This window comes from Bradyrhizobium sp. MI1.3 (assembly GCF_055811695.1).
Window position 1 is genome coordinate 1 of the sequence record NZ_JBVVPQ010000051.1, and the last position, 19642, is coordinate 19642.

A 19642-nucleotide genomic window follows, 5' to 3' on the forward strand; every position below is an offset into this window, starting at 1 on the left:
CGGTGATGATCTTGAGCTGGCTGGCGGTGACGCTCGCCGCGGTGGTGGTGAAGCGCAGTCCGTAGCCCGGATGGAGCCAACGGGTCGGCGCGAAGCGCCGCCCGATGACAGGCTCCGCGCAATCCGGGAGAGCTTGCGCGGGTAGATTCCCGGATTACGCTGCGCTCCATCCGGGCTACGGACTGCGCTTCACCACCACCGCGGCGAGCGTCACCGCCAGCCAGCTCAAGATCATCACCGATCCACCGGTCGGCGCTGCATAGGGAAACAGCGAATGGCCGGCATATTGCCGCAACGTGAGGTCGCCCGCGAACAGCGCGGCGCCGGCTGCGAAGCCGGACGCGGCGATGATGCCAATTCCGTCGTGCAGAAGGCCGCGCCCGAGCAGGGCGACGGCCGCGAGTATGGCGGTTGCATGAAACAGCAGCATGGCACTTGCGGCGGCGAGCCGGCTCGCATCGCCGCCATGCGCGGAAGCCGCGGCCAGCGCGACGCCGGCGGCGCCCATCACGCCGGCAAGCCCGATCAGCAGGCGGAATGCCGTCATTACGAGGTTCGCTCTTCCAGCAACTTTGCGATCGCTGCGCGCAGCTCGGCCATGCCGGTCGCGCTCCGCGACGAGGTCGCGAGCACGTTGGGGAACGCCGCCGGACGCTTGGCGAGCGCGGCCTCGGTCTCGATGATGCGCGATTGGAGCTCGGTGGCCTTGATCTGGTCGGCCTTGGTCAGCACGATCTGGTAGCTGACCGCGGAGCGATCGAGTGTCTTCAGGACTTCGAGATCGACGTCCTTGAGGCCGTGCCGCGCGTCCACCAGCACGTAGACACGCGCGAGGCTGGCGCGTCCGAGCAGGAATTTGTGGATCAGCTCGGTCCAGGACGCGACCTGGCTCTTCGGCGCTTTGGCGTAGCCATAGCCGGGCATGTCGACGAGGCGCAGTTCACTTTTCCCGGGGACCTCGAAGAAGATCAGCTCCTGGGTGCGGCCCGGGGTATGCGAGGTGCGCGCGAGCGCGTTGCGCCCGGTCAGCGCGTTGATCAGGCTGGACTTGCCGACATTGGAGCGGCCGGCAAAGGCGATCTCCAGCCCCGCCATCGGCGGCAGCGTTTCAGTCGAGGGCGAGGCCCAGATGAACTGCCAGTCGCGCGTGAACAGCTTCCGCCCGACCTCGATCAGCTTCGCATCCTTGTCGTCATTCATGCGAAGGCTTTCTGTTTGTCCGCGTCATTGCGAGCGAAGCGAAGCAATCCAGAAATGCGTCCGCGGAGGGACTCTGGATTGCTTCGTCGCTCGCTCCTCGCAATGACGACCGCTACGTCGCCTTCTTCGCGAACGTTGCCTTGAGATTGTCGAACAGCTCCACCTTCACGCCGTTGCGGCGCATGATGAAGCTCTGCTGCAGCACCGAGAGCGTGTTGTTCCAGGCCCAGTAGATCACGAGGCCTGCCGGGAAGCCCGCCAGCATGAAGGTGAAGATCAGCGGCATCCAGTTGAAGATCATCTGCTGCGTCGGATCCGGCGGCGTCGGATTCAACTTCATCTGGAACCACATCGTGATGCCCATGATGATCGGCCAGATGCCGAGCGCCAGGTAGTGGCCGAACACCGGGATAGTGGTCGGATCGAACGGGATCAACCCGAACAGAGTGAACAGGTTGGTCGGGTCCGGCGCGGAAAGATCCTTGATCCAGCCGAAGAACGGCGCGTGCCGCATCTCGATGGTGACGAACAGCACCTTGTACAGCGAGAAGAACACCGGGATCTGGATCACCACGGGAAGACAGCCGGCGACCGGATTGATCTTCTCCTTGCGGTAGATCTCCATCATCTCCTGCTGCTGCTTCACCTTGTCGTCAGGGTAGCGCTCCTTCAGCGCCTGAAGCTGCGGTTGGACCGACTTCATCTTCGCCATCGAGGCGTAGGACTTGTTCGCCAGCGGGAAGAACAGGAGCTTCACGATCACGGTCACGAGCAGGATCGAGATGCCGAAATTGCCGAAGAAGCGGTAGAAGAAGTCGAGGCCGAGGAACATCGGCTTGGTGATGAAGTAGAACCAGCCCCAGTCGATCAACAGATCAAAATGGTTGAGGCCGAGTTCCTTGTTGTAGCCGCCATGGCCGGCGAGCGGGAAGTTGATGCCGACGACGCTGGCTTCCTTGGCGCCGGCGAACAGCCGCGCGTTCGCGGTCGCGGAGCCGCCGATCGCGACAGTGACGGGATCGAGCAAATAATCGGTCTGGTAGGTGTGGACGTTGCCGCTCGGGTTCGACGAGAAGCGCGCCTGAATTTGCGCACTGGTGTCCGGCAGCAGCGCCGAGGCCCAGTACTTGTCGGTCATGCCGAGCCAGCCATTGGTGGCCTTGAAGTTCACCGTCCGGGCTTCGTCGATTTTCTTGTAGGCGTATTCCTGCAAGCCATCGAGATAGCCGATCAGGCCTTCATGCAGGATGTAGTAGCCGGAGACCTGCGGCGTGCCGTGGCGCGAGATCAGCGCGAACGGATAGAGCGTGACCGGCGCGTTGCCGACATTGCTCACCTCGTCCTTGACGGTGAAGAGGTAGTGGTCGTCGACCGCGATGGTGCGGCGGAAGCTGAGGCCTTCGCCATTGTCCCATTTCAGCACCACCGGCGTGGTCGGCGTCAGGCTGCCGCTGCCGTCCTGCTTCCAGACGGTCTGCGCGTCCGGCAGTTTCGCCGTCACGCCCGTCGCCGGCACCCAGCCGAACTCGGCGTAATAGGGCTCCGCGGTACCCGAGGGCGAATACAGAATGATCGGCGGTGACTTCGGGTCGACCGTTTCGCGGAATTGCACCAGCGCGACATCGTCGATGCGGCCGCCCTTCAACGAGATGCTGCCGGCGATTCGCGGCGTCTCGATCTTCACGCGCGGGCTGGCAGCAATCGCAACGTCGCGGGCAACGACCGGCTGGGCTTGCTGGTTCGCGCTCGGCGTCGCCGGCTGGGCCGTGCTGCCGGCCTGCGGCGCGGCGCCCGGCGTCGCGGAAGCCGTCGGCTGCGGCGTGCCCTTCTGCAGTTCGGCCTGCGCCTGTTGCTGGGCGCGCTGCTTCTCCATCGCCGGCATGTTGTAGAAATACTGCCAGGCGATCAGCACGAAGCCCGACAGAATGACGGCGAGGATGGTATTGCGGTTGTCGGTCATCATTCTCTCGTCATCAATCCGGTTTGCGGCTGGTCGCAGGAGCGGGGCCGGGCTTTGAGCCGTCGGTTGTTGGGCTGCTTTTTGAGCCGCGTCCCTTGCGCGTATGCCGTGCGGGCTTCGCGAACGCTATGCGCAGATCGTCGAGCATGGTGGCGAAGTCGCGCGAGAGCGCGTCCCTTCGGCCGACCAGCACATAATCATGATGGGGCTGCATCGACACCGGATCGAGCCGATTCACCAGTTCGCGAAGCCGGCGCCGGATGCGATTGCGCTCGGGAGCGTTGCCGTTCTTTTTGGTGACGGTGAAGCCGATCCGGACCGGGCCGCTGTCGTCTCGGCCATGGTTTTGGCGGTCAAGGCTTCGGCGGTCAAGGCTTTGCAGGACGAACGCGGGACTACTCACCCGCGCGCCATTGGCAACGGCGAGGAAATCCGCTCGCTGCCTCAGCCGATCCATGATGAAATCCCAAAAAGGGGGTCCGGCTCAGGCGCTCAGACGCTTGCGGCCGCGGGCGCGGCGGGCGGCGAGCACCTTTCGGCCGCCGGCCGTGGCGAGACGGGCACGGAAGCCGTGACGGCGCTTGCGCACCAGTTTGCTGGGTTGATAAGTCCGCTTCACGGGTTTTTCTCCGCTGACCGGGCAATTTGCCTGTAGAATTGATGATAAAGTCCGGAAGATGCTGCCCAAAACGGGCCTTTTTCGGCCCCAAGAGAGCCGCTCCCGGCGGTCACACCGGGTCATCGCGGACAATTGGCCGGCTTATATGCGAGCGCCTTCTTTTCGTCAACGCCGCACAAGAGCTCAATTCGGGCGAATATCGCTGTCCGTGCGGGGTTTTTAACCCTTGAGGTAGCGACTCGCCAGATCTGCGCTTACATCCGACCTTGGCAGATTGACGATCTGTAATTTGACCGCGCTGGGGGCGGGCCGCATCTTGATACGCGCCAAAACCCTTCACCCGGCGATATCTTTCATCCGGTAAAGGCAGCGAGGGCGAATTTCGTGGCAGCGACAGACCTCCAGCCGATCCAGGATGGGGATCAGCGGGACCCGCCGGCGGCGCTGCCGCGCGGGACGCGCGGGCTTGGGCTGTCCGGCAAGCTGCTGCTGCTCACCGTTCCCCTTGTGATGATCGCGGCCATCCTGCTCTACGTGCCGGCCATCGCCAACTTCTGGGTCAACCGGCTCAACGACCGCGTCGCCGCGGCTAACACGGCGGCGCTGGTGCTCGATGCGGCGCCGCTCGGCATGGTCCCCGACTCGCTCTCGCGCGAGATCCTGAAGAGCATCAATGCGCGTGCCGTTGCCATCAAGATGGGCCAGCAGCGCCGTCTGCTCGCCAGCGACAATCTGCCCGCGGCGATCGAGCACGACATTGACCTGCGCGACATGACGGCGTGGGAGGCGATCACCGGCTCGTTCCGGATGATGCTGGAGACCGGCAACCAGGCCATCCGGATCGTCGGCCCGGGCGTCGGCAACGCCCAGTTCATGGAGATCGTCACCGACGAGCTGCCGCTGCGGCAGTCGATGTACCGCTTCTCCCGCAACGTCGTGGTGGTCGCGCTGATCATCGCGGTGCTGACCGCCGGCCTCGTCTATCTCGCCATGCATTATCTCTTCGTGCGCCCGATGCGGCGGCTGACTGCGAGCCTGGTCGGCTTCCACGAAAATCCCGAGAGTTCGGCGGGGATCATCGTGCCGAGCCAGCGCAGCGACGAGATCGGCGTTGCCGAGCGCGAATTGTCGGACATGCAGCGCGACCTGATGTCGATGCTGCACCAGAAGAGCCGGCTCGCCGCCCTCGGCCTCGCCGTCTCCAAGATCAATCACGATTTGCGCAATCTGCTGGCCTCGGCGCAGCTCCTGTCGGACCAGCTCGCCAGCGTGCCGGATCCGCGGGTGCAGCGCTTTGCGCCAAAACTCGTGCGCTCGCTCGAGCGCGCCATCGCCTTCTGCCAGTCGACCTTGTCTTACGGCCGCGCTCAGGAAGCAGCGCCCGACCGGCGCATGATCATGATCGAGCCTGTGGTGCTGGAGGTGCGCGAGACCGCCGGCCTTGCCTCCGACGCCTCGATCGCCTGGGTCGCCGCGATTGAGCGCGGGCTCGCGGTCGACGCCGATCCCGACCAGCTGTTTCGCGTGCTGCTCAACCTCGTCCGCAACGCCGCCCAGGCGCTGGAAAGCCATGCGTCCGCCGAGGGCGGCGCGCAGCAGATCCGGATCACGGGAAAACGCGAGGGCGCGGTCGCCATCATCGAGGTCTCCGACACCGGCCCTGGCGTGCCGCAGAAGACCCGCGATCACCTGTTCGAGGCGTTCCAGACCTCCGGCCGCCCCGGCGGCAGCGGCCTCGGCCTTGCCATCGCCGCCGAGCTGGTCCGCGCCCATGGCGGCGACATCCATCTGGTCGAAGGCACCATCGGCGCCACCTTCCGGATCGTCATCCCCGACCGCCCCGTGGAACTGCTCTCCGTCCGCAACGAGCGGGCGCGGGCGTAGGTCGGCCGGCGGCCGAGTGCGGAAACCGTCATGTCCCTGCAAAATCTCCCCAATCCGGACCTTGCCAATTGGGGCAAGAGCGGTTAGTCAGAGCGCTCTTTCGCACCCCTCCGGCGTCGCCGGGGGCTGCCTGCGGGCCACGCCCGCACTGTCAGCGAAAAACGCGCCCGTAGCTCAGCTGGATAGAGCATCAGACTACGAATCTGAGGGTCGGACGTTCGAATCGTTCCGGGCGCGCCATTTCGGTACCGACTGTCGCCTGGTCACGCGGATCGAAGCCCCCTTCAGCGGCCCAGCGCAGCGGTCATTGCCCGGTTCGTTCACTCCCTCCGCTCACTGAGACCCAACTCTGTCCATAGCCACGCGAAATTGTAGCTGGCCATCGGATTATCTGGATCGGCGTGCTTCGCCGTCCGGTTCTCCATGAGCTTGAGCCACTCGACGACCTTCATCCGTCCGCCCTCCGTCTTCACCGCGGTCCGCGGCGTTTGCCCGTCGAGCGCGGGAACCGGTTGATCGAGCACGTCACGGTAATGCCGGTCCATGTAGTCATGGACGATGGCACGCTGCTCGTCCTCAGGGATATCGAGCTGATTTGGCATGGCAGACTCTCGCGACACCATGACCTGCTCGATCGATTCCGTCTTGACCGAGGGGTGGCGCAGGCGTCCGCCGAGCGCGTCGGACAGCAGTGCGCATCCGCGGCTGCAGCGCTGTTCGGAGTTGGTATTGAGCACCAACGTCTTGCTCTCCAGCCGTATATCGCCCAGCACGAGCCTGTCCTCGTCGGACCATGTTTCGAAGGTCAGCTGTTTCCGCGATGATCCGTCGTGCCCTGGTGCGGCGGCGGGCTTGGCTGCGCTTCTGTTTTCGCCAACCCAGCTCCATGACTTCGAGCTCGTGGCGCGAAACTCCGGACGTGCTTCCAACGCCGCTCGGATGTCACGCCCCGTGGTGCGGGCGGCGAGCGGGAAGCGCGCCTCGCACAGCATCACCTCGTCCCCTTCCGCGTTCCGCAAATCGGGAATTCTCGGTGACTGAATTCGGTCGATCGCGTCGACAAGCCAGAACGTGGTGAACATGGGCGTGATTGCGCGGAGCCTGTCGGTGGGAGAAAGATCCGAGAATCGGTCCTCGTCGAACTCGTATCCGTTCGCTTCCGCCAATTCTCGCTCTTCCTCGCTGCTCAGCGACTCCAGCTTCCGAACGGCCGCAACCAAGAGTTCCGATGTCTCGTGGTCGAATACCAGCAAGCCGCCACCGATCTGCGACCGCGAACCGACATCAACCACGCGCGCGGCAATGCGGTCCCATGGCTTGAGGCTTCGGGTCGCGCTCCGCTCGCTGACCAGGACCGGTTCGGTGTCGCGAAGCAGGTCGCGCGCCAGGAACGAAGTGTCGGGGACGATGTCGCTGACCTCATAGAGGCTCATCGTCGATTTCCGCAGCGCGGCCATGTAATTGCGAATCGATGCGGATTCTTTCCAGCCGCGGCGCTTGAGATAGTCATCCGTCGCGTTCTCGCCGTCGAATTCACGGGTCAGGAAGTCCTCGAAAGCGCAGGCCCACACGGTGCTCATGAACAGGTCTTCGCCGATGGTCGAAGCGATCTGCTCGATCTCGATGCCGGTTTCCTCGCAGGTGGGGACAAGGTGACCTTCAAGGACCCAGTCGAACCGATCGGCCCATCGATCGCGCGTAGACCACCTTATCAACCCTTCGAGCACGTGCTTGCTGGCCATATCCCTGCTCGCATCCCGGAATTCCCGGTCGCCGCGTAAGCGCGGCCATGCCGGAGTTTAGCAGGCCCGCGCGACCTGTTCGATCCGGAACTGGATTTTTCGAAACGACGATCAACGAATTTCTTTGGCACCCGAACTGGCCCGGCGACGCAAGGGCCGCGTGCGCGCCGACGATGCCTGCTCGCACCGCTCACCGAAGCCGCTGCAATTGATTGCACCGGTTCCAAGCCTACGCGTAACAAAGCCCGCTTTAGCGCCGCCCAACTTCCTGCGCCGTCGGATCCGAACCGAGCCCCTTGCTCGTCAGCAAAAGGTTGAACTGATCGGCGAAAAAAAGCTGCCCGTTCGGAGCCGTGATCGAAACCACAAAACCATTCACAGCGTGCTTGCGGGCCAGGATCACCGCAACGATCGCGCTGTCACGGAAATCCACGGTGCGGCAGTCGTCTTTAATAGCTTCGATGATAAATGTCATTTGGCCCACGACCACAATTGGCACGCGCCAATTGCGCGCCCGGCAACTCAACCTCGTATCGGTGAAAATGATGTTGCCGACAAGCCAGCTATTGACCCGATGGAACCGCGACCATACCCATATTGGGGGAAACAGCAGACCGGTCCTGGCTCACGCGGTGCGCCAGGGAGACATATAACTGGCTTGCAACCGACTTGTGGGCGTCGGACCGGACATCCGTAGAAGCGGGCACTGGCCATGGTTGGTACGGCGAAAGACGAGGACATCGCGGCGGATTTGATCCGAACCGTCTCCCGCCACTCGTTGGCCTACATGCTGTGGGCAGCCAGCGAAATGTTCCGCCACTACGATTTCGATCCGCTGGACTTGATGATCATTCATGCGGTCTTGAACGCGAACGTTCTCAAGATCATGAAGAACCCCGAACTGGACCGGCAATTTGGCAGCATCCAGGCGGTTGAGCCGGACAAGATCAAGCAGGGCGTTTCCCGTGCCGCCCTGTCCCGCTTTTTCGGTCTGCCGATCGAAACCGTCCGGCGGCGCGCCGATCGCTTGAAGAAGCAAGGCATTTTCCGCGAGACCGACCATGGACTGATCGTGACCGAAGCCAATCAGTTCAAGTTCGGCAATAATCACGAGCTGCAGAGAACCAACATGCTCCTGGTGCGGAAATTCCTCCGTGACCTGACGGAAGCGGGCGTCGAGCTTCCCGGCGGGATTTGACGGACCATTGCCTTGGAGTCTCCGAACCGGGACCGCACCGCGCGCAGGCGGCGTGCGCCATTCATCATCCGGCTTTCACGCGCTCTTCGGCCGAAAGGCGACGATGGATCCGGTTGGCTCGTCTTCGCGCATTGCCGCCTCGATGGCCTTCGCCAACGCAGCCTGGTCGAATGGTTTTGACAATCGCGGCAGGCTGGATCGTTCGTCGCTGGGAATCTCTGCGTATCCCGTGCTCAGGAGGATGACCGTCCCGGGGCGCTCCGCGGCGACAGCGCTGGCCAGCTGCAGTCCAGTCATCCCAGGCATGGCATAGTCGGTCACGACCAGGTCGACGGTACGGGTGCGGCGGAGCAAAGCCAGTGCCTCGTCGCCCGAGCGCGCCTCGACCACGATGTGCCCAAGATCGTCCAACATCGCTGCCGTGTTCTCGAGCACCAGGAGATCGTCGTCGACGACAAGTACGGAAAGCTGTCGGCTGGCCCGCGGTACGGGCGCCGGAGCTTCCGCGCGCGGGTCAGGCACCGCGGTCTCCCCGGCCATCGGCAGCCAAATTTCGGCTGTCGTGCCCTCCCCGGGAAGGCTCCTCAAAGCGAGCTTGCCGCCGGACTGCTCGGCAAGTCCGTGGACCATTGACAGGCCGAGCCCGGTGCCTTTGCCGACGCCTTTGGTCGTAAAGAACGGCTCCTGGGCGTGCCTGAGGGTCTCGTCATCCATGCCGCAGCCGGTGTCGCTCACCGAGAGCGCAACATAGTCGCTCGTCCGAAGGCCGCCATCGCCCCGCTCTTCGCGAGCGGCAATGGTAATCAGGCCACCGCCCGGCATCGCATCACGTGCGTTGACCGCCAGGTTGAGGACAGCCAGTTCGAGCTGGTTCGCGTCGACCCTCACCTTCGGCAGGTCCATCGGAAACAGCGTCTCGACACGAATTCCGGCCTCGAATTTCAGCAATGAGGCCATGCCGTGCACCAATTCGTGGATATCGACGACCGCCGGCCTGAGATCCTGTTTACGCGCAAAAGCGAGCATACGCTGGGTCAGGGACGCGCCCCGCTGCGCGCCTAGCGTCGCGTTGTCCACCAGGCGCTGCACCTTCGCATCGCCCGGCGGCAGGCGCCTCTTCAGAAGTTCGAGGCTGCCGAGAACGGCTGCGAGCAGGTTGTTGAAGTCGTGGGCCACACCGCCGGTAAGCTGGCCGATGGTTTCCATCTTCTGCGACATCATCAGTGCTTCGCGCGCCCGATCCAGCGCATCCTGTGCCCGTCGCCTTTCGCTGACGTCGCGCACGATCTTCGCAAAGCCGGCGATTGCGCCGCTCTCGTTCCGTACCGCAACGATCGTTGCTTCCGCCCAGAAGCGGCTGCCGTCCTTGCGGATACGCCAGCCTTCGATTGCCGACTTCCCCTCGCGCTCGGCTTCAACAAGGGCGCGCGCCGGGGCCCCGGCCGCGCAATCTTCCTCGGTGTGAAAGATCGTGTAGCTCGTCCCTACGATGTCATCGCCATAGCCCATCAGCCGGTGCGCGCCGAGATTCCAGTTGCCCACGCGCCCGTCCGGATCGAGCATGAAGATCGCGTGGTCGACGATACCTTCGACAAGGAGCCGAAAGCGTTCTTCGCTGCGCCTCAGTGCGTCGGCCTCGCGTTGAGCGCGCTCCGCGGAAGCCCTGTCATAGACGGCAGCCGCGATTCCGATGCTCAGGATCACAATGGTGATGCCGGCGAGCAGGAACGCGAGCGGCGCCTGACCGACGCCGAGATGTCCTGCCTGCCGGGCCATGGTGTTCGTCGGCAGGAACATGGCGCCTTCCATCGCGGCGTAGTGCATGCCGGAGACCGCAAGGCCCATCACCAGTCCCGCGAACAGCCGCTGGACCGCGTTGGTGTTGCGAAAGGCGAGCCAGAGCGCCACGACGGAGGCGCTGATCGCGATCAGGATCGAGAGCACAACCCATCGGGGATCGTACTCCATGAGCGCCGCCATGCGCATCGCGGCCATGCCGGTATAGTGCATGCCGGAGATACCAAGTCCCATCGCGAAGCCGGATGCGAGGAGCGCCCGTGGCCGTCGTCCGACGACGGCAAAGGCCGCAGCGGCGACGACGATCGGAATGACAAGCGAGAGGAGAGTCAGGAATGGATCGTACGAGATCTCGATTCCAGGCAGGCTGAAGGCCAGCATACCGACGAAATGCATGGACCAGATGCCGCCGCCCATGGCGATCGCGGCGGCTACCAGCCAGGATCGGCGGGCCCTTCCCGAAGCAGCTCGCATTCGGGTCGCCAGGTCCAACGCCGTATAGGAGGCGAGTGCCGCGATCAGAATCGATAACGCGACCAGAACGGGATCGTGAAAAGCCGCATGATGATGCATTTCGGCCGACGCTAGCCGAACTTACGTTCGCGTTCGCGTTCCCGCAAATTGTCCTCCCCCGACGACGCCGAATCATCCTCGGCACCAAGATCGTTTCCGCCTGACAGGACGGCGCCGATGACCGGCCGCGGCATCCGTACCTCGCCAGACGAGAATCAGTTGAGAATAGTACCGACGACGAGCCTGCACCGCAAAGGTGGCAGCAAGTCGGCTGGTTCCCGCAAAAGATGCATGACGAGCAGCCGCTCGTCATACGCGAGGGCGGCGTCACGCGCTGCTACGCCGGCAAGGGCGTGGTGCGCTACCGATGGTAAGATCCAGGCAGGCTCGGCCGGCGGTGTGAGGTGCAGCACGCGAGATCACCTGTAATCTGCTTCACACGCAAACGCGCCCAATGACGCTAGATGGAACCAGGCGCGCCTCCGCGCGGCCTGTTCGGAGCTGGCGATGATGGCTGCACTGGCAAAGGCGATATCCCGCGCGACGAGAACCGACGTTGATGTCGAAACTCTGAAAGTCCTCGTGATCTTTTCGGGCGCGGGCTTGCTGCTCTCTCTCGTGGCCGCAATGATCTACGGACAGGCTGTCAGCGCCGCCTTGTTTTGAGAGCGCGCTTCGCCAAATCGACCATTCGCCTCACCGCCACCCGAGCGCCGGCGCCACGTGCGTGAGGATCGCCTCGATGGCGTGCGCGCAATAGTCGACGCCGAGCTGGTTCGGGATGGTCAGCAGCAACGTGTCGGCCTCGGCGATCGCCTCGTCCGCTCGGAGCTGCTCGATCAGCACATCCGGCTCCGCCGCATAGGAGCGGCCGAAGATCGCGCGGGTGCGCGGGTCGATGAAGCCGACCTGGTCCTCGCTCCCGCGCTCGCCGCCGAAATAGGCGCGGTCGCGATCGTCGATCAGCGCGAAGATGCTGCGGCTGACGGAGACGCGGGGCTCGCGGGGGTGGCCGGCTTCCTTCCACGCAGCGCGATAGTTACGAATCTGAGCGGCCTGCTGCACATGGAAGGCTTCGCCGGTCTCGTCGTTCTTCAGCGTCGAGCTCTGCAGATTCATGCCGCGCCTGGCGGCCCAGACCGCCGTGGCGTTCGAGCCGGCCCCCCACCAGATCCGTTCGCGCAGGCCTTCCGCATGCGGCTCGAGCCGCAACAGGCCCGGCGGATTTGGGAACATCGGCTGCGGGTTGGGTTTTGCAAAACCTTCGCCGCGCAAGATATCGAGAAACACTTCGGCATGACGCCGGCCCATATCGGCGTCGCTCTCGCCGTCGGCCGGCTGGTAGCCGAAATAGCGCCAGCCGTCGATCACCTGCTCGGGCGAGCCGCGGCTGATGCCGAGCTGCAGCCGCCCGCCGGCGATGAGATCGGCAGAGCCGGCGTCCTCCGCCATGTAGAGCGGATTCTCGTAGCGCATGTCGATCACGGCCGTGCCGATCTCGATCTTGCTGGTCTTGGCGCCGACCGCGGCGAGCAGCGGAAAGGGCGAGGCGAGCTGCCGCGCGAAATGATGCACCCGGAAATAGGCGCCGTCGGCGCCGAGTTCTTCCGCCGCAACCGCAAGCTCGATCGATTGCAGCAGCGTGTCCGCGGCCGAGCGGGTCTGCGATTGCGGCGAGGGCGTCCAGTGCCCGAAGGAGAGGAATCCGATCTTTTTCATGGGCGCAATCTAATGACGATCAGGACGGTTTGCGAGACCATCGTCGGCCCAATCGCCTAAGACTCGCGCCTCGCCTCACGCGCCGCGCATGTCGGACGGTGTGACGCTGAAGCGCCGTCGAAACACGCGGTTGAAATAGGAGACGTCGGCGAATCCGGCCGAATGGGCGAGGTCGCTGATCTTGCGCCAGCGGTTGAGCGGGTCGAGCAGCAGCCTGCGTGCCAGCAGCAGGCGCTGTTCAAGCAGAAACTCGGTGAACGTTGTTCCGGTCTGTTCGAACGTCCGCTGGGCATGACGCGGACTGAGACCGGCCTTCCGTGCGACCGAATAGATCGTCAGGTCAGCTCGGCCGAGATTGGCGATCACGTCGGCGCGCATGAGGTCGAGCCGCGCGGCGGCATGTCCTCGGCCGTTCGCCAGTTCGGCGCGATCGGCGTCGGTTCCCAGCAACAACGCAATCAGGTCGACCATGTGCTGCGACATCAGGTGCCGACTGACCATGTCCGTATGCGGGCCAACACTGGCGGCTAGGGCGTGGTAGCGAACGATTGCTTCACTGATGGGACCTTGATCGCCAACAACTGTCCCCAGCCGATCCTCGGCCTTCGGGCAGATCGCCAGGAGCAGGGATCGCGGGATGCGTATGGCCTTGGCCTCGCAATCGTCGCTCATGCGCGTGCCACAGAGCACGCCCATGTCCCCCAGACCCATTTGCGATTCCGACAATTCGATCGAACACTTCTCCTGCGATACAAGCACGCGTCCGGACGTGGCGATGACCAGGCATAGCCCGTCGTAGCCGTCCTTCAAGGTTTCGCGCGTGCGCGAGAATTCAACAGACGATCCGCTGGCGACGGCCATCATGATGTCGCCCAGCAGGCTGACCTGCAATTTGCAGTCGATGCTGTCGCCGGCGCCGGGCTGGACGTCGATCCGGAACGTCCATCGATACATTTCCTCGCGCCATCGCTCGTAATCGCGCCCGCTGGGCGGACCCGTGTAACGGTCGACAAAAAAATTCGGCGCGCTTGTTTGCATCATGCTTCCCGTCGATTCCGGCTGCCCACAATATCCGGAGATTCCCCGAGCGAAAGGCCGGGAGACGTGGTTGGCGCCTCATTCTACACGATTGGCGCTGGAGTCCAATCGCACCGCGCCGGTATCGCCCGCACCTCAGGCGCCGCGCAGGTCGGACGGAGTGACGCCGAAACGCCGTCGAAACATGCGGTTGAAATAGGACACGTCGGGGAAGCCGGACGAGTGGGCGAGATCGCTGACCTTGCGCCAGCGGTTGAGTGGATCGAGCAACAGCCTGCGCACCAGCAGCAGGCGCTGTTCGAGCAGGAACTCGGTGAACGTGGTTCCGGTCTGTTCGAACATCCGTTGCGCCTGGCGCGGGCTGAGCCCCGCCTTCTGTGCCACCGAATAGATCGTGAGCTTGTCCGTGCTCAGATTGGCGATGATGTCGGCACGCATGAGGTCAAGCCGTGCGGCGGCATGTCCCCGGCTGTTCGCCAGTTCGGTGCGATCGCCGTCCGTCCCCAGCAACAGCCCGATCAGATCGACCATGTGCCGCGCCATCAGGTGCTGCCCGACCACATCCGCGTGCGGACCAATGCTGGCGGCCAGCGTATGGTAGCGTGCGATCGCTTCTCGTATCGGAGCCTGGTCGACGAGAGCCAGCGCGAGCCGGTCCTCGGCTCTGGGGCAGATCGTCAGGAGCAGCGACCGCGGGATGCGTATGGTCTTGACCTCGCAATCGCTGCTCATGCGCGTGCCGCAGAGCACGCTCATGTCGCCGAGACACATTTGCGATTCCGACAGTTCGATCGAATGCTGCTCGTGCGATATGAGCACGGGGCCGGATGTGGCGATGACGAGGCACATGCCGTCGTAACCATCCCTGAGAATTTCGGGGGTGCGCGAGAATTCAGCCGACGTTCCGACAGTGGTGCCCAACAGGATGCCGCCCAACAGGCTGATCTGCATTTTGCAATCGATGCTGTCGCCGGCGCCGGGCTGGACGTCGACCCGCAGCGTGCACCGGTACATTTCCTCGCGCCACCGTTCGTATTCGCGTCCGCTTGGCGGACCCGTGTAACGGTTGACGAAGACGTTCGGCGCGCCCGCACGATCCATCATGGGTCCCTTCAATTGCGATCGCACACCATACCGGGAGATTGCCGAACCGAAAGGCCGGCGCCGGAGGATAGCGCCTCAATCTCGACGATTGGCGCTGGAGTCCAATTGTACCGGTGCCATTCGAGAGTGCGCAGGAAGCCGCCGCTTTTAGGGGCTTTCGTCCGTGGCCGTTCTGCATCAGAGCGCCGCTGTTGCGCTCGCGGGGCGCTGGGAGTGAAGCGAATGGCGTTGCGTTCCAAGACAGAAAACCCCGCATACCTCATTGATGCCACGCGAAGTTTCAGTGCGATTCAGTCTCGCCAAACGGCCGGGCCGGTTCGCGCGAGATCGATGTTCGATTTGTGCGAGGTCATGCATGCCGCATCTTTCATTCAACCGCGACGCGGCTGCGCAACTGGCTCCCGCGCGGAGCCGCTTTGCCTCACGCGCGGCGTCGTTGATGGCATTGATGATCGGCTCGACCGCGCTGACGGTGGTGTCGCTGGCGCTGATCAGCCCCGCAAGCGCCGGCAATCCGGTCTGGGTCGGCACCATCTCGACCGACTGGTTCACCGCCGGAAACTGGAATACCTCGGCGGTGCCGAACGCGACCGATACGGTCACAATCGATACGACAACGCATCTCACATTCATCAACGGCGGAACGGCAGCGGCGCAGCAGACCTTCGTGGGTGGCGTGAGCACGGGCAACCTGTCCATCGGCGGTGGCGGCATCCTGAACGACGCCTTCGGCTACCTCGGCTATCTCCAGAACAGCATCGGCAGCGTCAACGTGTCCGGGGGCTCGGCCTGGAACAATACGGCCGATCTCAGCATCGGCCGTCTTGGCGCCGGCAACCTCGGGATATCCGGCGGCAGTACCGTGGCCGACGTCAACGCGTCGATCGGCGGAGGCGTCGGCGGCTCTGGCAGTGTCACGGTGGCCGGTGCGGGGTCGACCTGGATCAATGCTGGCGACGTCAATGTCGGCGACATCGGCACTGGCAGCCTGACGGTTATCAACGGCGCCAGCGTCATCACGGTCGGAAACAGCTTCATCGGCAATCTCGGCGCCGGTACGGCGACGGTCACGGGGGCCGGCTCGACCTGGGCTGCCGGCGCGAACCTTCTCGTCGGTGCGGGCGCCAGCGGCACATTGCAGGTGTTGCAGGGCGGCTCGGTGAGTGCGACGATCACCGAGATCGGCTCCGCGGCGGGCGTCCACGGCGACGTCACGGTGGACGGTGTCGGCTCAACCCTGAGTACGGGAACGCTAACCGCCGGGCTCGACGGTATTGGCCAGCTGACCGTTTCCGGCGGGGGTCATGTCAACAGCACCGGCGTTTTCCTCGGATACTATGGCGGTTCGGGCACGGCCTCGGTGGATGGCGCGGGATCGATCTGGACCAACACCGGCACGCTGACCGTGGGTAACGCCGGCACCGGCACGCTGACGATCACAAATGGTGCCTTCGTGCAGAGCTCAGGCGCTATCAGTATCGGCAACGGCGTCGGCTCAACCGGCAATGTTCGGGTCGATGGAGCAGGGTCGGGCCTCGGCCTGACCTCAAATGCCAACTTGTCTGTCGGCGTGGCCGGAATCGGTACACTCGCGATCACCAATGCCGGCCAAGTCGCCAGCAGCAACAGCATTGTCGGCGCGGCGACCGGCGCGAGCGGTTCTGTTCTCGTCGACGGCGCAGGATCGGAATGGTTCGCCGCCAATTTGCTCGTGCTCGGGGGCGCCGGCCGGGGAACGCTGATGCTCTCCAATGGCGGCATAGCTCTGGGCGCCACTGCTGTGCTTGGCCTGACTGCCGGCGGGAGCGGCGGATCGGCCGTGATCGACGGCACGGGCTCGTCATGGACCGTCAATAGCCTCTATGTCGGCATGAACACGCTCGGCTCACTTGCGGTTATGCATGGCGGCAGCTTGAGCAATCTCAACACGGGGATCGGACAGGGCAGCGGCTCGAACGGCAGCGTCACCGTGGACGGTGCGGGTTCGTCCTGGACAAATTTTGTGAACATCACGATCGGAAACGCCGGAACAGGCTCACTGACGATCTCGAATGGTGGCGCGGTTTCCGCCGCTGGCCAGTTCGTGATCGCCAATCAGGCGGGCTCGACCGGCGCGCTCAACATCGGGGCGGCGCCGGGCTCGGCTGCGGCGGCGCCCGGCACCTTGGCGACGGCCACGGTCCAGTTCGGCGCCGGCATCGGCGCCATCAATTTCAATCACTCCTCGTCGAATTATCTGTTCTCGCCTGACATCGTCGGCAACGGCGCCGTCAACCAATTGTCGGGCACCACCATCCTCACCGGCAACAACACCTATACCGGGCCGACCACCGTTGATGGCGGTACGCTGTTGGTGAACGGCACGATTGCAAGCTCCACCACCACCGTGAACGCCGGCGGCACACTGGGCGGCATTGGCATCGTCGGCGACACCACCATCAGCGGCGGCACGCTGGCGCCGGGCACCAACGCGATCGGCACGCTCACCATTGCGGGCAATCTGGTGCTGTCCACGGCGGCGACCTACATGGTCCAGGTCTCTGGCATATCGGCCAGCAACACGGTGGTCGCAGGCGCCGCGCAGCTCGCCGGCACCGTCGCGGTGAACCTGACCGGCCGGATCGCGGCGACCACGACCTATACCATCCTCAGTTCGGCGAACACGACCGGGACGTTCGGATCGGTCGCGGTGAGCAACTTGGCCTACGCACGCAACGCGCGGGTCACCTACTCCGGCAATAACGTGCTGCTGACGCTCGATGCCGGATTGCTGTCGCCGTCGCTGCCCGGCTTCGCCAACATAAACCAGAGGAATGTCGCCGCCGGGATCGACAATGCCCTGCTCTCGGGCGCTTCGCTGTCGACCGGCTTCAACACGCTGTTCAACGCGACCGGCCAGAATCTCCTCAACCGGCTGACGCAGGCCTCCGGCGAAGCCGCCACCGGTGCGCAGCAAGGCACCTTCAATGCCATGGGCCAGTTCCTCAACGCGATGCTCGACCCGTTCTTCGGCGGCCGCCACGATGCCGGCGCGCCGGTGAACGGGGCCTCCCGATATGCCGAGGGTGGCGCCGCCACGCGCACGAACCCGAGTCGGGACGCCTACGCGGCAATCGATAAGGCGCGGGGTGCCGGGGATTCGTTCGCACGGCGCTGGAGCGTGTGGGCGGCCGGCTATGGCGGCGCGCAGACCACCGACGGCAATGCGGTGATCGGTTCGAACACCGCGACCAGCCGCATCGCCGGCGTGGCCGCGGGCGCCGACTATCAGATATCGCCGAACACGCTGGTCGGCTTCGCGCTCGGCGGCGGCGGCACCAGCTTTGGCGTCGCCAACAGGCTCGGCGGAGGCAGCTCCGACCTGTTCCAGGCCGGCGTCTACGCACGCCACACCATGGGCAACGCCTACGTTGCCGGCGCACTCGCCTATGGCTGGCAGGACGTGACGACGGATCGCACGGTGACGATCGCGGGCGCCGACCATCTGCGGGCCCGCTTCGACGCCAACGCGCTGTCGGGACGCCTCGAAGGCGGTTATCGCTATGCCACGCCCTGGATGGGCATCACGCCTTATGCGGCGGCGCAGTTCACGACGCTGTTCCTGCCGGGCTATGGCGAGCAGGCGATCTCCGGCGCCAACACCTTTGCGCTGAATTATGCCGGCAGGGATGTCACCGCCGCGCGCGGCGAACTCGGTCTGCGCACCGATCGCTCCTATGCACTGGAGACGGCGGTTCTCACGCTGCGCGGCCGTGCGGCGTGGGCGCATGATGTCAATCCGGATCGTGCGGTCGCGGCCACCTTCCAGACCCTGCCAGGCGCGAGTTTCGTGGTGAATGGCGCCGCGCAGGCGCCCGATGCCGCGCTCCTCACGGGCGCGGCCGAGCTGAGATGGCTGAACGGCTTCTCGCTGTCCGGCACCTTCGAGAGTGAGTTCTCGAGCGTCACCCGTAGCTACGCCGGCAAGGGCATCGCCAGATATCAGTGGTGAAGTGCACCAAGCGCCTTTCAGGGAATTCGTGCTGAGGAGTTTTTGATGAATCGGATCGTGATTGGAATGGCGGTGTCGCTGCTTGCAACGGGCGCGACGGCTGCCGATCTGGCGCCAGGAAGCAACGTACCAAGCCCGCACGTCAAGGCGCCGCCGATGGTCGATCCCGGCTACAACTGGACGGGATTTTATGCGGGGTTGAACGGCGGCTATAGCTGGGGCCGCTCCAACGCAACGGTCCTGCCGATCACACCGCTGGCCGTGAGCATCGGACAGAACGCTGACGGCGGGCTTGGCGGTGGCCAGGCCGGCTACAGCTGGCAGATCGATCCGAGATGGGTTCTGGGTGTCGAGGCCGATCTTCAAGCAACCGGCGAGAGCGGCCGTTCGACTGACGCGCTGACGGCGGTCAGGATCGGTTTGGTTGGGGTTACCGGCATGACTACCAGCAGCACTGATTTCCCGTGGTTTGCAACCTTCCGCGGTCGCGCCGGAGTTTTGGCCGATCCCAGCCTGCTGCTCTATGCAACCGGCGGCCTGGCAGTCGGAGAGGTTAAATTCGGAACACAGGCAACGCTGACCGCGCAATTGTTCGATGGTGCCAATGCGCCCGTCGGAGCGCCGGTGACGATTGCCGGTGCGATAGTCTCGGAGAGCCGGACCCGCCTGGGCTGGACCGCCGGCGCCGGCATCGAAAAGAAATTCAACCGCAACTGGTCAGCCAAACTCGAATACCTCTATCTCGATCTGGGCTCTGCCACTTACTTCAGTGGCACTGCCAACGAAACGACAGTCGGCTTCCACGATCATATCCTGCGGGCCGGCTTCAACTACCAGTTCGCGCCTGGACCGGTGGTCGCGTGGTACTGATTCCGAG

Annotated in this window: 16 protein-coding genes and 1 tRNA gene; 6 read left to right on the plus strand and 11 right to left on the minus strand. The window is 64.3% G+C overall.

Translation table 11 applies throughout. The features are described 5' to 3' along the window. Positions 1-175 precede the first annotated feature (175 nt). The 5 genes from AC0L3A_RS28835 to rpmH form a co-directional block, all read right to left on the minus strand. Positions 176-547, minus strand: coding sequence for a DUF423 domain-containing protein (locus AC0L3A_RS28835; protein ID WP_007597682.1), 372 nt, complete (start codon positions 545-547; stop codon positions 176-178). Beyond that, positions 547-1200 carry a ribosome biogenesis GTP-binding protein YihA/YsxC gene (yihA, locus tag AC0L3A_RS28840; RefSeq protein WP_007597680.1) on the minus strand — a complete coding sequence of 218 codons (654 nt, stop codon included), beginning with the start codon at positions 1198-1200 and terminating at the stop codon, positions 547-549. Before yihA ends, AC0L3A_RS28835 begins: the two co-directional genes overlap by 1 nt. A 112-nt stretch (positions 1201-1312) precedes the next feature. After that, a complete protein-coding gene (yidC, locus tag AC0L3A_RS28845; protein ID WP_007597678.1) occupies positions 1313-3160 on the minus strand; it encodes a membrane protein insertase YidC in 1848 nt (615 codons plus the stop codon). 13 nt (positions 3161-3173) lie between these two features. Continuing rightward, positions 3174-3617: a ribonuclease P protein component gene (gene rnpA, locus AC0L3A_RS28850; protein ID WP_473255580.1), complete on the minus strand. Its 444-nt coding sequence runs from the start codon at positions 3615-3617 to the stop codon at positions 3174-3176. A 27-nt stretch (positions 3618-3644) separates the two neighbouring features. Next, positions 3645-3779, minus strand: coding sequence for a 50S ribosomal protein L34 (gene rpmH / locus AC0L3A_RS28855; protein WP_008542748.1), 135 nt, complete (start codon positions 3777-3779; stop codon positions 3645-3647). Between the two features lie 384 nt (positions 3780-4163). On the opposite strand from rpmH, the gene AC0L3A_RS28860 reads away from it, so the two are divergent. Together AC0L3A_RS28860 and AC0L3A_RS28865 are read left to right on the plus strand one after the other, a co-directional pair. Beyond that, complete coding sequence (locus AC0L3A_RS28860; RefSeq protein WP_219682512.1) at positions 4164-5663, plus strand: ATP-binding protein; 1500 nt, start codon at positions 4164-4166, stop codon at positions 5661-5663. 163 nt (positions 5664-5826) lie between these two features. Further along, positions 5827-5903, plus strand: a tRNA-Arg gene (locus AC0L3A_RS28865). Between the two features lie 80 nt (positions 5904-5983). Here the strand turns inward: AC0L3A_RS28865 and AC0L3A_RS28870 are convergent. Next, positions 5984-7405 carry a DUF7986 domain-containing protein gene (locus AC0L3A_RS28870; protein ID WP_473255581.1) on the minus strand — a complete coding sequence of 474 codons (1422 nt, stop codon included), beginning with the start codon at positions 7403-7405 and terminating at the stop codon, positions 5984-5986. Positions 7406-7655: 250 nt separating this feature from the next. Then, positions 7656-7880 carry a hypothetical protein gene (locus AC0L3A_RS28875; protein ID WP_245285951.1) on the minus strand — a complete coding sequence of 75 codons (225 nt, stop codon included), beginning with the start codon at positions 7878-7880 and terminating at the stop codon, positions 7656-7658. Positions 7881-8117: 237 nt separating this feature from the next. Here AC0L3A_RS28875 and AC0L3A_RS28880 point away from each other — a divergent pair, with 237 nt between their 5' ends. Then, positions 8118-8603: a hypothetical protein gene (locus AC0L3A_RS28880; RefSeq protein ID WP_219682506.1), complete on the plus strand. Its 486-nt coding sequence runs from the start codon at positions 8118-8120 to the stop codon at positions 8601-8603. A gap of 75 nt (positions 8604-8678) precedes the next feature. Here AC0L3A_RS28880 and AC0L3A_RS28885 read toward each other — a convergent pair whose 3' ends face one another. Continuing rightward, positions 8679-10973, minus strand: coding sequence for an MHYT domain-containing protein (locus AC0L3A_RS28885; RefSeq protein ID WP_354126951.1), 2295 nt, complete (start codon positions 10971-10973; stop codon positions 8679-8681). Between the two features lie 447 nt (positions 10974-11420). On the opposite strand from AC0L3A_RS28885, the gene AC0L3A_RS28890 reads away from it, so the two are divergent. Continuing rightward, positions 11421-11579 carry a hypothetical protein gene (locus AC0L3A_RS28890; protein WP_354126950.1) on the plus strand — a complete coding sequence of 53 codons (159 nt, stop codon included), beginning with the start codon at positions 11421-11423 and terminating at the stop codon, positions 11577-11579. A gap of 30 nt (positions 11580-11609) precedes the next feature. Here the strand turns inward: AC0L3A_RS28890 and AC0L3A_RS28895 are convergent, their stop codons facing one another. From AC0L3A_RS28895 to AC0L3A_RS28905, 3 genes are all read right to left on the minus strand, one after another. Beyond that, positions 11610-12632, minus strand: coding sequence for an LLM class flavin-dependent oxidoreductase (locus tag AC0L3A_RS28895; RefSeq protein ID WP_473255582.1), 1023 nt, complete (start codon positions 12630-12632; stop codon positions 11610-11612). Positions 12633-12707: 75 nt separating this feature from the next. Next, positions 12708-13673: an AraC family transcriptional regulator gene (locus AC0L3A_RS28900; RefSeq protein WP_473255583.1), complete on the minus strand. Its 966-nt coding sequence runs from the start codon at positions 13671-13673 to the stop codon at positions 12708-12710. 132 nt (positions 13674-13805) lie between these two features. Then, positions 13806-14774, minus strand: a complete 969-nt coding sequence (locus AC0L3A_RS28905; protein WP_246648925.1) for an AraC family transcriptional regulator — start codon at positions 14772-14774, stop codon at positions 13806-13808. 355 nt (positions 14775-15129) lie between these two features. Here AC0L3A_RS28905 and AC0L3A_RS28910 point away from each other — a divergent pair, with 355 nt between their 5' ends. Together AC0L3A_RS28910 and AC0L3A_RS28915 are read left to right on the plus strand one after the other, a co-directional pair. Next, positions 15130-18765, plus strand: coding sequence for an autotransporter domain-containing protein (locus AC0L3A_RS28910; RefSeq protein WP_354126948.1), 3636 nt, complete (start codon positions 15130-15132; stop codon positions 18763-18765). Positions 18766-18831: 66 nt separating this feature from the next. Continuing rightward, positions 18832-19635 (plus strand): outer membrane protein, encoded by an 804-nt coding sequence (locus tag AC0L3A_RS28915; protein WP_473255584.1) that lies wholly within the window; start codon positions 18832-18834, stop codon positions 19633-19635. Positions 19636-19642: the final 7 nt, after the last annotated feature.

Excerpts from the sequence above, each read along its gene's own strand:
- rnpA (WP_473255580.1), bottom strand. The coding sequence starts at position 3,617 with ATGGATCGGCTGAGGCAGCGAGCGGATTTCCTCGCCGTTGCCAATGGC.
- AC0L3A_RS28870 (WP_473255581.1), bottom strand. The coding sequence starts at position 7,405 with ATGGCCAGCAAGCACGTGCTCGAAGGGTTGATAAGGTGGTCTACGCGC.
- yihA (WP_007597680.1), bottom strand. The coding sequence starts at position 1,200 with ATGAATGACGACAAGGATGCGAAGCTGATCGAGGTCGGGCGGAAGCTG.
- AC0L3A_RS28835 (WP_007597682.1), bottom strand. The coding sequence starts at position 547 with ATGACGGCATTCCGCCTGCTGATCGGGCTTGCCGGCGTGATGGGCGCC.
- AC0L3A_RS28905 (WP_246648925.1), bottom strand. The coding sequence starts at position 14,774 with ATGATGGATCGTGCGGGCGCGCCGAACGTCTTCGTCAACCGTTACACG.
- AC0L3A_RS28895 (WP_473255582.1), bottom strand. The coding sequence starts at position 12,632 with ATGAAAAAGATCGGATTCCTCTCCTTCGGGCACTGGACGCCCTCGCCG.
- AC0L3A_RS28910 (WP_354126948.1), top strand. The coding sequence starts at position 15,130 with ATGCCGCATCTTTCATTCAACCGCGACGCGGCTGCGCAACTGGCTCCC.
- AC0L3A_RS28885 (WP_354126951.1), bottom strand. The coding sequence starts at position 10,973 with ATGCATCATCATGCGGCTTTTCACGATCCCGTTCTGGTCGCGTTATCG.
- AC0L3A_RS28915 (WP_473255584.1), top strand. The coding sequence starts at position 18,832 with ATGGCGGTGTCGCTGCTTGCAACGGGCGCGACGGCTGCCGATCTGGCG.
- AC0L3A_RS28900 (WP_473255583.1), bottom strand. The coding sequence starts at position 13,673 with ATGATGCAAACAAGCGCGCCGAATTTTTTTGTCGACCGTTACACGGGT.
- AC0L3A_RS28890 (WP_354126950.1), top strand. The coding sequence starts at position 11,421 with ATGATGGCTGCACTGGCAAAGGCGATATCCCGCGCGACGAGAACCGAC.
- yidC (WP_007597678.1), bottom strand. The coding sequence starts at position 3,160 with ATGACCGACAACCGCAATACCATCCTCGCCGTCATTCTGTCGGGCTTC.
- AC0L3A_RS28880 (WP_219682506.1), top strand. The coding sequence starts at position 8,118 with ATGGTTGGTACGGCGAAAGACGAGGACATCGCGGCGGATTTGATCCGA.
- AC0L3A_RS28875 (WP_245285951.1), bottom strand. The coding sequence starts at position 7,880 with ATGACATTTATCATCGAAGCTATTAAAGACGACTGCCGCACCGTGGAT.